This window comes from Carboxylicivirga longa (genome assembly GCF_050589825.1).
Taxonomy (GTDB): domain Bacteria; phylum Bacteroidota; class Bacteroidia; order Bacteroidales; family Marinilabiliaceae; genus Carboxylicivirga; species Carboxylicivirga longa.
Genome location: NZ_JBNGOZ010000032.1, coordinates 19,894 through 32,449, shown reverse-complemented (window position 1 = coordinate 32,449; position 12,556 = coordinate 19,894). Strand labels below are relative to the sequence as shown.

General features: G+C 44.9%; 10 protein-coding genes. 6 read left to right on the top strand and 4 right to left on the bottom strand.

Features of this window, described 5'->3' with window-relative positions; genetic code table 11:
• Positions 1 to 128: 128 nt before the first annotated feature.
• Positions 129 to 392 carry a YkgJ family cysteine cluster protein gene (locus tag ACRD7A_RS18220; RefSeq protein ID WP_430812798.1) on the bottom strand — a complete coding sequence of 88 codons (264 nt, stop codon included), beginning with the start codon at positions 390 to 392 and terminating at the stop codon, positions 129 to 131.
• 76 nt (positions 393 to 468) lie between these two features.
• Between ACRD7A_RS18220 and sfsA the strand changes: the two genes are divergently transcribed.
• The 3 genes from sfsA to ACRD7A_RS18205 all read left to right on the top strand — a co-directional run bounded on the left by sfsA (position 469) and on the right by ACRD7A_RS18205 (position 5,117).
• On the top strand, positions 469 to 1,167 hold the full coding sequence (sfsA, locus tag ACRD7A_RS18215) for a DNA/RNA nuclease SfsA (protein ID WP_430812799.1): 699 nt from the start codon (positions 469 to 471) through the stop codon (positions 1,165 to 1,167).
• 166 nt (positions 1,168 to 1,333) lie between these two features.
• Entirely contained in the window at positions 1,334 to 3,214 is a 1,881-nt protein-coding gene (locus ACRD7A_RS18210) for a DUF3858 domain-containing protein (RefSeq protein WP_430812800.1), read from the top strand.
• Positions 3,198 to 5,117: a DUF3858 domain-containing protein gene (locus ACRD7A_RS18205; RefSeq protein WP_430812801.1), complete on the top strand. Its 1,920-nt coding sequence runs from the start codon at positions 3,198 to 3,200 to the stop codon at positions 5,115 to 5,117. The genes ACRD7A_RS18210 and ACRD7A_RS18205 overlap by 17 nt, the downstream gene beginning before the upstream one ends.
• A gap of 74 nt (positions 5,118 to 5,191) precedes the next feature.
• Here ACRD7A_RS18205 and ACRD7A_RS18200 read toward each other — a convergent pair whose 3' ends face one another.
• Positions 5,192 to 5,659, bottom strand: a complete 468-nt coding sequence (locus tag ACRD7A_RS18200) for a hypothetical protein (protein WP_430812802.1) — start codon at positions 5,657 to 5,659, stop codon at positions 5,192 to 5,194.
• Between the two features lie 85 nt (positions 5,660 to 5,744).
• A complete protein-coding gene (locus ACRD7A_RS18195) occupies positions 5,745 to 6,458 on the bottom strand; it encodes an XRE family transcriptional regulator (RefSeq protein ID WP_430812803.1) in 714 nt (237 codons plus the stop codon).
• A gap of 273 nt (positions 6,459 to 6,731) precedes the next feature.
• On the opposite strand from ACRD7A_RS18195, the gene dinB reads away from it, so the two are divergent.
• Positions 6,732 to 7,973, top strand: a complete 1,242-nt coding sequence (dinB, locus tag ACRD7A_RS18190) for a DNA polymerase IV (protein ID WP_430812804.1) — start codon at positions 6,732 to 6,734, stop codon at positions 7,971 to 7,973.
• A gap of 43 nt (positions 7,974 to 8,016) precedes the next feature.
• Complete coding sequence (locus ACRD7A_RS18185) at positions 8,017 to 10,992, top strand: DNA polymerase III subunit alpha (protein WP_430812805.1); 2,976 nt, start codon at positions 8,017 to 8,019, stop codon at positions 10,990 to 10,992.
• A 30-nt stretch (positions 10,993 to 11,022) separates the two neighbouring features.
• On the opposite strand, the gene ACRD7A_RS18180 is transcribed toward ACRD7A_RS18185, so the two are convergent.
• A complete protein-coding gene (locus ACRD7A_RS18180) occupies positions 11,023 to 11,337 on the bottom strand; it encodes a winged helix-turn-helix transcriptional regulator (protein ID WP_430812806.1) in 315 nt (104 codons plus the stop codon).
• 133 nt (positions 11,338 to 11,470) lie between these two features.
• On the opposite strand from ACRD7A_RS18180, the gene ACRD7A_RS18175 reads away from it, so the two are divergent.
• Positions 11,471 to 12,472, top strand: a complete 1,002-nt coding sequence (locus ACRD7A_RS18175; RefSeq protein ID WP_430812807.1) for a YhdH/YhfP family quinone oxidoreductase — start codon at positions 11,471 to 11,473, stop codon at positions 12,470 to 12,472.
• Positions 12,473 to 12,556: the final 84 nt, after the last annotated feature.

The window sequence follows — 12,556 nt, the reverse complement described above, 5'->3', positions numbered from 1 at the left end:
CTTCTTTTATTTTGGCGGTATCCATGGCATTTTCTCATTAAGTTACAAAATTAAAACGCTATTGTAAACTACAGCCAATAATTATAGAAAGTTTGCTCCCTACATGAAATAAATTAAGAAAGTACTGATTATAGATGCTTCCAGGTTGTGAGCCCCTCCAGGTCGGCTAATATTTCAATGGCCTCGGAACGGTTGTTACCACACACGATTTTTTCGGCTCTGAAGCCGGCACACACGGCAGGACGCTCCGGCGAATTAAAAATATCGCAACGATAATCGGATGTAAGGTGTGGACAAGGTACCCCACCCACCTTGCCACCCGGTGCTTTCGGTAGTTTTGATGATATGCTTGGCACGATACAACAAGCTCCACAATTTTCTCGACACTCCATCCTTTCGCATTTTTTATGGATTGCAAAAATAAAGCTTACTTTGTTTTTCCTTGTGTGATGAATAAATTTTTTGGATATGAAATTTGATACTCCTTTAGTACATGGCACCCTGATCAGACGCTACAAGCGATTTTTAAGCGATATCCAACTCGATGATGGCACCGTTGTGCTTGCCCATTGCACCAACAGTGGGTCCATGAAGACCTGTCTTGAAGAAGGTGCCGAGGTATATTTATCGCCCGCCAAAGATCCAAAACGCAAGACCCCTTACACCTGGGAGATGATTAAGCTAAACGGAAAATGGGTGGGCATCAACACGTCGCACCCCAACCGCATTGCCTTTGAAGCCGTGAAAAATGGTGAGATACCGCAGCTGAAGGGTTACGATCATGTTCAGCGCGAAGTAAAAACGGGCAACAGCCGCATCGACATTATGGCGCAAAAAACCGATGAGACCTGTTTCATCGAGGTGAAGAACGTAACCATGAAAGACGGTGCCTATGCCCGCTTTCCCGATGCCGTTACCACACGGGGTAAAAAACACCTTAACGAACTGATAACGCTGAAGAAAGAAGGCATACGGGCAGTAATGCTGTATATTATACAACGCAGCGATGTGGAGATTTTTGCACCGGCACCTAGCATCGACCCCGCTTATGCTGAAGCTTTGTCTGAAGCCTATAAAGCAGGTGTCGAAATCATTCCAATTCGGGTAAAAGTAAGTCCACAAGCCATCGTCATTGACAAAATATTGCCCTTTGAGCTGGGCAGATAGCTCGTAAGCATTACGAAAATAACTATCTAAAACTATTAATTAGCCGTGAAATATACGGCTGATCCATAATCATTCTAAATTAACACATTACATGGGGGATTATTCGTTTTGTATTTAATAATATTACTATTTTTAATACGGTAACTAAAAACTAAATCTACCCCCAATGAAAAAATTACTTCTTCCGTTGCTAATCATAATAGCATCGGCGCATCTTTTTGCACAAAAAGCACCCATTAAATTTGGAAAGGTAAGTATCGAAGACCTTAAGATGACCGTCTACGAACCCGACACTTCGGCTGCAGCGGTTGTGTTATGCAAGTATGGTCAGTTTATTGCCAAAGATTTTAAATTTCACCGCATTGAACGGATAAAAGTTTTAAAAAAAGCGGGTACAAGCTATGCCGAGTTTGTACTGCCGGGCAGAGAAGACGATAGCTTCAGAGGGCGTACCTATAATTTGGTAGATGGCGAAATAGAGGTTGATAAGCTAAAACGCGAATCCATATTTAGAGAACGTGTAACAGAAAGTATTTTCCGATACAGAGTTGCACTGCCCAATGTAAAGGTAGGTAGTGTGTTCGAACTTGAGTTTACATCGTTTGGATTACCAACAGAATGGACCTTCCAGCGCTCAATTCCCGTGAAATGGTGCGAACTAAGATTAGAAGAATCTCAATACATAAACTACCGCAAAAGAATGACTGGCTATGAGCCACTTGCCATTACTGACAAAAATCGATTTGTGGCCAAAGATATGCCCGCCTTTAAATCGGAAGCCTACATGAGTTCCAGAGACAATTACATTACTAAGTTTGAGTTTGACTTGCTGAACATTAGCTATCCGGGCTATTACAAATCCTTCACCACCTCGTGGGAAGCAGTAAACGACCGGCTGATGGATCACGATTACTTTGGCGGAACACTGAGAAACGGTGCGGGATACATCAATGATATTGCCGAACAAATTGAAACTAAAAGCCTGGCCCCAATCGAACGGGCAAAAGCAGCTTTTGAAGCCATTAAAACAGTAAAGTGGAATGAGGAAAGTTGGATTTTCACTACGTCCAATTCCCTCAATAAACCTTTTAAGGAAAAAGTAGGAAACAGTACCGATATTAACTTTATGTTATTGCACCTACTCAAAAAGTTAGATATTGATGCTAATCCGGTTGTAATAAGCACTCGCAGTAATGGATTATTAAACCCATTTTATCCCAGCTACGAAAAGCTTGATTATACTATGGTTTGTGCCACAATAGATGGTAAAGATTATTTATTGGATGCCACCGAAAAAGAGCTCATTTTTGGCATGCTGCCCGTACGATGTCTTAACCAACAAGGACGCGTGGTTACCAAAGAAAAAGGAAAATGGGTGGAGATTAAGCCTATTTATAGCGATAAAGAAACGACCATGTTTAACCTTGAACTGGATGAAAGCCTTCTTTTAAAAGGTGAAATAACCTACAAGCGAGATGGTTATGCCAGTTATGGCTTTAGAAAAGACTACAAGGAATTTGCAGGAGATGAGGAGTACCTTACTTCTCTGGAATCAAAACACAGTGGCCTTATCATTAAAAATTTCTCCATAAACAACTTAGACAATATCAGCCAACCCATTCAGGACGTCTATGAGGTTCAGCTTAAAAACTCGGTTGAACGCATCAACGACATGGTGCTGATCAATCCATTTTTAATCGAAAAAATTGGCAAAAATCCATTTAAGCTCGAAGAACGAAAGTATCCGGTTGATTTCGCATACTGCCGAAATAAATACCTTATTTCTAATATTGCAATACCTGATGGTTACACCATTGCTGAAATACCGGAGCCCATCAAAATCGTAACGCCCGATAAATCATTGTATGTACTCATCCAGTATCAGGCCACACAGAATAAGTTGATGACCATTTATAAATTCAACATTAACAAAACCATGTTTTTGCCCGAAGAGTACGAATACTTAAAAGCAATGTATGAGCAGATTATAAAAAAACATGCCGAACCCATCATCCTAAAACCAATCAACGATGCAGCCAGTTTATAAAAAAATCGTACTCATAGCCTGCGCCTTTGTACTTTTACCATTAATAACGCTGGCAAAAGATGCTCCGCACTATGCTATTGATAACATCCCCCAGGAGTTACTGCGCAATGCCAATGCTGTAGTTCGCACCAATGACGTGGTTTTCGAATTGATTTCAGAAAATAAAGGCAAGAAGGAAACCAAGTATGCCGTGACAATTCTAAAAGAAGGTGCCATTGACTTATCCATCCTTAAGCTTAACTACGATAAACTATTTAACATTGACAGAATAGATGGAGCAATATACGATAGTAAGGGAAAAAGGGTTAAGAAAATTAAGAACGAGGATATAAAAGATTACAGTGCCATAAGTGGCAGCACCCTGTTTACCGATGGAAGAGTTAAACATATCGATCCTGAATATTACAGTTATCCGTTTACCATAGAATACACATACAGCGAATCCTACAATACCTTGTTCTTTCTTCCAAGGTGGGTGGGCTTTGAAGGTTATAATGTCTCCATCGAACACTCCGAATTTACAGCTATTGTTCCATCTACTTACAAACTTCGCTACTTGGAAAAGAATATCGCACCTGTTCAAGCGGCCATGCAAGAGGATAAGATGGTGTACAATTGGTTTGTTAATAATATTGAAGCCATCAACTACGAACCACTCTCGCCCAATTACAGAAAAATATACCCAACCGTTTTTCTTGCCGCATCCGACTTTGAGTTAGATGGCATTAAAGGAAATATGGAGTCGTGGAACAATCTTGGGGCTTTTATGGGACGGCTTCTTGAAGGACGTGATGGACTTCCTGAAGAAACAATAGAAGAGATAAAATCACTCGTTAATAATGCCGAAAGCAAAGAGGATAAAATCAAAAAAGTATATCGATACGCTCAAAAAAAGAATCGCTACATAAGCATTCAGGAAGGCGTTGGCGGATGGCAACCTTTCCCGGCTGAAACAGTTGACCGACTCTCTTACGGAGATTGCAAGGCCTTATCGAACTATACAATGGCGCTGCTAAAAGCTGCCGGCATCGAGTCGTATTATGCAAGAATATATGCAGGTAACAGCCTGCACTCGGCACCGCTTGACTTTTCAATGAATGATTTTAACCACGTTATTTTATGCGTTCCCTGCGATAAAGATACCATCTGGCTGGAATGCACAAGTGCACAATCACCTGCCGGCTACATGGGTGATTTTACAGATGACAGGTATGCCTTAATCGTGAAAGATAATGGCGGTGAATTTGTAAAAACCCCGGCCTATACGGTGGAAGAAAACCGGCAAACAACAACCGGTACAGTAAAGATAGCTGATAACAACTCCATTCATGTGGAAGCGGAACTTGTATATACCGGCGCTAGGTATGGCGATCAGTCGTATCTGCTTCATCGCGATGAAACAGACCGGCGCAAAAAAATTATAAATGGTATTAGCATTCCTAACTTTCAACTAAACAATTACCAGCTTGAGGACAAGACCAGCCCCCAACCCTCGTTTACAAAAAAAGTGCAACTCGAGGCGAGCAACTATTGCTCATCAATGGGTAATCGGAAGCTTCTTAAATTGAATATCTTCAATGCTTTCAATTCTGTACCACGCTATGCCCGCAGCCGCAACAACCCTGTATATGTGCAGCGAAACTACAGCGAGTGCGACACCATTACCTTTGAAGTGCCGACTAACTTAGGCGTAGAAGCGCTTCCTAAAGAAACGGTGCTGAATACGAAATATGGCAAGTACCAATCGCATGCCGTATTGGATCAAGGACAGATAACCTATTACCGCTATTTTGAGATCAACAAAGGCACCTATCCCAAGGAAGAGTTTAATGATTTCAGAGAATTTCTGGAGAAAGTATCCATGGCGGACAACGCCAAAACAGTATTAATATCTGAGACCTAGCAACCATGATGATTTAGAGTATGAAACGCCAATTAAGATGCCCATCCCACCGCCTCCGGCGGTGGGTGATATAATTACTCCCTTACCCTGATGTATTTTTCTATCAACAACAAATTTTCATCGCCTAAACCCAGTTCTTCCAACTCTTCAACACCTTGCTGAATAAGGGTATCTCCCCGCAATTCCAGGTTAAAATGAAACGAATGCGTCTCCCACTCACGAGCCGTACAGAAATCAAGATGCTCAGTATACTTATTGCCTTCAAATGTAACGGTTCCGCCACCCGACATATAAGCCACATTGCTACTGTCCTTTCCCTGGTACAAGTCGTGTAAAAAGAAGGCAAAGTGAGTGGGCGTAATTATCTTAATCATCTCCTGGCCATCCACCATATTTGATTTCACCGAATCCTTCCCGTAATAATCCGAAGATATCAACTGCCAGGTTCCAATGTATTCCTCCGGAAAGTCAGACTTATTTGACTTTTCACAGTTGCAGGCATAAAAAAGTCCTGCTGCAAGGACTAAACAAATCATTCTCATAATTGTGTGTTTTAAGGTTCGAGGATAAAGATAATGAAGCTTTTGAAAAATCAACAAAAGCATAGACATTAATAGCATAGTGAACTCACTGCCCAATCTCAAAACCGTTATAGGTTTCGAAGCGCCATATCTCCATAATATTTTTCACCGCCAACTCATAGGGTTTATACAGGCGATTGGTAGATACCAGCAAGAGGCTTTCATTCTTCTCAAGCTGATTGTACACTACCTTAAACACGATGCCCTCATCACGGGTTACAATCACACAAGGGGTACCATCTTTAATATTGTGCCAATTTTGAATGTACGAACCCGTTACCCAGGCACCCTCAGGAATGGGCAACATCGAATCGCCGCGTATCTGAAAGGTGCGATAGGTCCTATCGCGGGGTAAAAAGGGCAATGAAAACTTAGGCAGCGAAGCAATAAAATCCGTATCGCCATAGTCACTCGTGTAACCGGCCTGCGCTTCCACCGGCACCATCTCTATATTTTCCTTTCCCTCCTTATCTACCGATACGGTTAGCAGGCGCAGCTTCTGCCCCGTTACATCAATATCAAAGCCATCCTCAATTTGCGACAGCTGAAAGGACGACAAGGCTTCCAGCCTGTAACGCACGAGAGCATCGATGGATACCTTAAAATAATCGGCAAACTTAATCAACGTTTTAAAAGGTGGCTGCACACTTTTTTCATAACCAGCCAAGGTGGTGCGCGTCAAACCTAAAAAAGAAGCCAGGTCACTCTGTGACAAGCCCTTTCGCTTTCGTAAAAACTTAATATTCTCTGCAAAATACATGATTCTATTTATTAGGGTTTAGGTATTAGGAATTAGTTCTTAGGTATTAGGTATTAGCTAACAGCTAAGAACTAACAGCTAAGAACTAATAGCTAAGAACTAACAGCAAACAGCAAACAGCTAAGAACTAACAGCTACCAACTAACAGCTAATTTTTCCTCCTCTACCCCAGCATCTTCTGCCTTTGGTTCAAAAATAGTCTGTCATTTCTCTTCCCAAAGATAGCAAAAGTGACTATATTATTATCAGGAAAATGACGATATTATCGACAAAATGAATAAATCAATATTACATCTGGACTTGGATACTTTCTTCGTATCGTGCGAACGCCTAATTAACAAAGAGTTGATTGGCGTACCCGTATTAATAGGCGGCACCTCAGACCGTGGTGTGGTGGCGGCCTGCAGCTACGAAGCACGCAGCTACGGCATCCATTCGGCCATGCCCATGCGTATGGCGCGTCAGCTGTGCCCACATGCCAAAGTGATACGCGGCAATAGCCAGGCCTACAGCGAATTTTCGAACCAGATAACCGAAATCATACGCGCACGATCGCCCTTGTTTGAAAAATCATCCATCGATGAGTTTTATATTGATGTTACCGGCATGGATCGCTACATAAAAACCACCTACCTGTGGGCCAAGGAACTGCGCGAAGAGATTATGCGCGACACCTGCCTACCCATCTCCTTTGGCTTATCCACCAGTAAAACCGTAGCCAAGGTAGGTACCGGCGAGGCCAAGCCCAACAATCACATTCAAATAGAGAAAGGTTACGAGAAGCCTTTCCTGGCACCACTGTCGATTAAAAAAATACCCATGGTGGGCAATAAAACCTACCACCTGTTACGGCGCATGGGCATTGAAAAGATACGCACAGTACAAGAGATGCCGGCCGAACTAATGGAACGTGTACTGGGCAAAAACGGAATTACTATCTGGAAAAAGGCACAGGGCATTGACCATACGCCGGTGGTGGCCTGGAGCGAGCGCAAATCCATTTCCACCGAACGCACCTTTGAGCAAGATACCACCGATGTATACACCCTGAAAAGCATACTGGTGGGCATGGCCGAGAGCCTGGCCTATCAGCTACGCAACAGCAATAAGCTTACCTCCTGCGTATCGGTAAAAGTGCGTTATGCCGATTTTCAGACGCACACACGGCAAAAGCGCATCCCTTACACCTCACTGGATCACACCCTAATTGAAACGGTGAAAGATTTATTTGAAAAGGTATATGACCGGCGTGTATTGGTGCGACTCATTGGCGTGCGCTTCAGCAACTTGGTAGGCGGCAGTTACCAAATCCGCCTTTTTGAAGATTCCTTTAAGATGATTAAACTCTATCAGGCCATGGATCAGCTGCGCGGACGCTATGGCGAAGATGCCATAAAACGCGCCCAGGGCATGCGCGCCCGCCACCTGAAGCAGATGAATCCCTTTAACGGTCAAATCGATGGAGAGATCATCAGTCCGAAACCGAAACTAGTGCACGGTACTTCTAAGCTCTAGCCCCTAACACCGGGCCCAACTATTGACTACACAACTAAAACACATGCTCACCAACTGCCATTCATATTACAGCTTTAAATACGGTGCTATTGCCACCGAGGACTTGATTAAGGTATTGAGTCATTATAACTACCACAGCTTTGCCCTTACCGACATCAATAACACCGCAGCCAGCATCGACTTTGTACGCCTGGCAGAGCGGCACAACATCAAGCCGGTTGTGGGGGTCGATTTTCGCAATGGGGTACAGCAACTGTATGTGGCCATTGCCCGTAACAATGCCGGCTTCAAGGAGATTAACGATTACCTGACTCCTCATCTGCACGAGCAGGTACATTTCGATGCCCATGCTCCGGCTTTTAAAGAAGCCTGGGTAATCTATCCATTCTCCTATCCCCACGACACCCTGCGCCCCAATGAATTTATTGGCATTGCTCCCCACGAGCTAAAAAAACTGCCCTTTTCGCATTGGAAAAATCATCAGGATAAACTGGTAATTAAACACACCTGCTCTTTTCGCAACAAGCACGACTACAATGCTCATCGGCTGCTACGCGCCATCGACAACAACCTACTGCTTAGCAAGCTGCCCGCCACCGAGCAAGCAACTGAAGCCGATACCATCATCCCACGGGACGAGCTGCTCAATATATATGCCGATTATCCGCAGATTATCAAAAACACAGAAGATCTGCTGGCCTCATGTCATATCGACTTTCACTTTGGCACCAATAAAAACAAACAAGTGTTTAGCCAATCGAAAGAAGCCGATTTTGAGCTACTGAAAAAACGCTGTATCGAAGGACTGGCCTACCGCTATCCCCGGCACGATGAAACCGTTATTCAGCGCATGAACAAAGAACTGGAGGTAATTCGTGATCTGGACTTTTGTGCCTATTTTTTAATCACCCTCGACATTGTTGACTACGCACGTAGTAAAGGCTACTACCATATTGGCCGGGGCAGTGGCGCCAACAGCCTGGTGGCCTACCTGCTGCGCATCACCAATGTGGATCCCATAGAGCTGGATCTATATTTCGAGCGTTTTATCAACCCCTTCCGCCAGTCACCACCCGACTTCGATATTGACTTTTCGTGGACCGACCGCGATGATGTGACACGATATATATTTGAGCGATACGGGTACGACCGGGTGGCACTGCTGGGCAACTACATCACCTTCAAATATAAATCAGCCATTCGTGAGGTAGCCAAGGTGTTTGGCCTGCCCGATGATGAAATTGTGACACTGCAAAAGAACCCGGAGGCAGCCCATCAGCAGAAATACGGACAGTGGGTGCTCAAATACAGCCAATTTATCACCGGTTTCCCCAGCCACTGCAGCATACATGCCAGTGGCATACTCATTTCCGAGGATCCCATTACAGCCTATTCGGCAACCGAGCTGCTGCCCAAGGGCTTTCCCTCTACCCAGTTTGATATGTACAATGCCGAAGACCTGGGTCTACACAAATTCGATATCCTTAGTCAGCGCGGACTCAGTAAGATTAAAGATACCCTGACCATCATCCACGATAACACCAACACCACCATCGATATTGATGACATACCCAAACTCAAACAGGACAGTCGCATTAAAGAACTACTGAAGGCCGGAAAAGCCATCGGCTGTTTTTATGTGGAATCGCCGGCCATGCGCATGCTGCTCACCAAGCTCAAAGCCGGTGACTACCTGCGCCTGGTGGCGGCCAGCTCCATCATACGGCCCGGGGTAGCCAAAAGCGGCATGATGCGCGAATACATCCTGCGCTTTCAACACCCCGAACGTCGCGAACAGGCCCGCAAGGAACTACCCGAGCTATACAATATACTGGAGGAGACTTATGGCGTGATGGTCTATCAGGAGGATGTGATTAAGGTAGCCCATTATTTTGCCGGCCTGTCACTGGACGAAGCTGATGTGCTGCGTCGCGGCATGTCATGGAAATTCAGGCAGCGCAACGAATTTAGTAAGGTACGCGATAAGTTTTTCAGTAACTGCCGGGCCAAAGGCTATGCCGAACAGACGGTGGCCGATATATGGCGGCAGATTGAGAGCTTTGCCAACTATGCCTTTGCCAAGGGACACTCGGCCAGCTATGCCGTAGAGAGTTTTCAAGCCCTGTATCTGAAGGCTTATTTCCCGCGCGAATACATGACAGCCACCCTGAATAACGGCGGTGGCTTTTACCGGCCTGAACTATATCTGCACGAAGCGCGTATGCATGGCGCCATTGTTGAGGCTCCCTGCGTCAACCGCAGCGACTGGCCCTGCACGATCCACGGCAAACACCTGTTTTTGGGATTATTTATGCTACATGGACTAGAAAAGAAAACGGTGGCTATGCTGCTCAACGAACGGGGGCTGTACGGTGCCTTTGCTAATCTGGCCGACCTGATAAGCCGGGTACCTATTTCACTGGAACAAGTACTGATACTAATCCGTATTGGCGCCTTACGCTTCACCGGTAAAACCAAGAAAGAACTACTATGGGAAGTTCATCACCTGCTGGGACACAGCAAGCAAACCAAGCCGGAGCCCACCCTTTTTCAGCCCGAAGTGCGCGCCTTTGAACTCCCCCCCCTGTGGGAGCACGAGCTGGAAGATGCTTTTGACGAGCTGGAGCTACTGGGCTTTCCCCTCACCTCGCCCTTTAAGCTACTGGAAAAACAACTACCCAGCCTACTGAAGGCTACCGACCTGCCCCACTGCCTCAATCAAACAGTGGCTATCGTAGGTTATCTGATCACCCGCAAGCCCACACGCACCGGCACGGGCGAAACCATGTCGTTTGGCACCTTTTTGGATGTGGAAGGTCACTGGCTCGACACGGTACATTTTTCCGATGCCCTGCGACGCTACCCGTTCCGTGGACCCGGGTGCTACCTGCTGCGTGGCAAAGTGGTGGAAGAGTATGGTTTTATATGCCTTGAAGTAAAGCAAATGTACCGCCTTAGCAACCAAAGCCTGGAAGAAAATACCCGCATACGAAACACACCGCAGGCGCTTCCTGGCTAAACGTGGGGCAACAAGGAGTATATCAGCGCACTATTCGATACTATTTTCCAGCAAAATACCCCCTTTGTACATGCCTTTCAGGAAGGGATGAATGGATTTTCCCAATGCCGATAAGCGATACTCGACACGAGGGGGCACTTCGGGATAAACGGTACGCGTTATCAGACCATCTCCTTCCAACTCCTTAAGCTGCTTACTTAACATCCGCTCGCTGATATCAGTAATGAGCCTAACCAACTCGCTGTAACGTTTATGCCCTTGCGACAGGTGCAATATAATAGTACCTTTTCGCTTGCCCTTTACAGCATTAATAAAGGTATCGATTGGACAATAGCTTTTTTCCATTTTTTCAATTCTCAACACATTAATAACGAGCAATTCAGAAATAAATGTTCGTAACCCACCTTTATGTAAGCTATTGATAATTAACTCATTTAATCTGATCTTTGCACAAAAGTACAAAATTAAAGCTTGTATCATGACACAGAATCACCCAATGTTTAAGGCCTTTAGAGTTGAAGAAGTTGATGGCCAATACAAAGGCACTATAAAAACAGTACCCTTCGATCCGCTGCAGGACGAAGAGATCCTTGTAAAAGTACACTATACATCCCTGAATTATAAAGACGCCCTGTCGGCAACAGGCAATAAGGGCGTAACCCGCCATTACCCGCACACACCGGGCATCGATGCCGTTGGCGTGGTGGAAGATTCAAAAAGCGACACAGTAAAAGTTGGCACAAAAGTAATCGTAACCAGCTATGATTTGGGGATGAATACAGATGGTGGCTTTGCCGAATATACTAAAGTGCCGGCTGCCTGGGCTGTACAATTACCTGATACAATGAGCATGCAGGAAGCTATGATCTATGGTACAGCAGGTCTAACGGCGGGTATGTCTGTTCTGCGTTTAACAGAATTGGTAAAGCCCACAGATGGTAAAATAGCTGTTTCCGGAGCTACGGGTGGCGTTGGCGCCATCAGTGTTTCCATCCTCTGTAAATTAGGCTATAGTGTGGTGGCTATCACGGGTAAAGCAACGGAAACAGATTTCTTAAAAAAACTAGGTGCCGCAGAGGTATTGCTTCGCAGCGACATCGAGAACTTTGACAAAAAACCCTTACTAAAGCCTCTATTTGCCGGCGCCATTGATACCGTCGGGGGCGTCATCCTCGAAAATATCATTAAAGCCACCTCGTCCATGGGTGTGGTAACCTGCTGTGGAAATGCCGCATCGCCTAAACTGGAGTTAACCGTTTTTCCATTTATCCTACGCGGCGTAACACTCATCGGTATTGATTCGCAAAATTACCCCATGCCTTACCGGACCAAAGTATGGGAAAAACTAGCCAAAGAATGGAAACCGGCTAACCTGGCAGAAGCCTGCACAGAGATAACACTTGAAACAGTTCAGTCCAAAATAGACCAAATATTACAAGGCCAGATAAAAGGCCGCACCCTAATTAGAATTAACGGTTAGAATACAAAACCTAAAAAAAGACAACCCCGGACGCACATCCGGGGTTGCTAAATATTCTCTCTCTAAGACGGTCTCTTATAATTC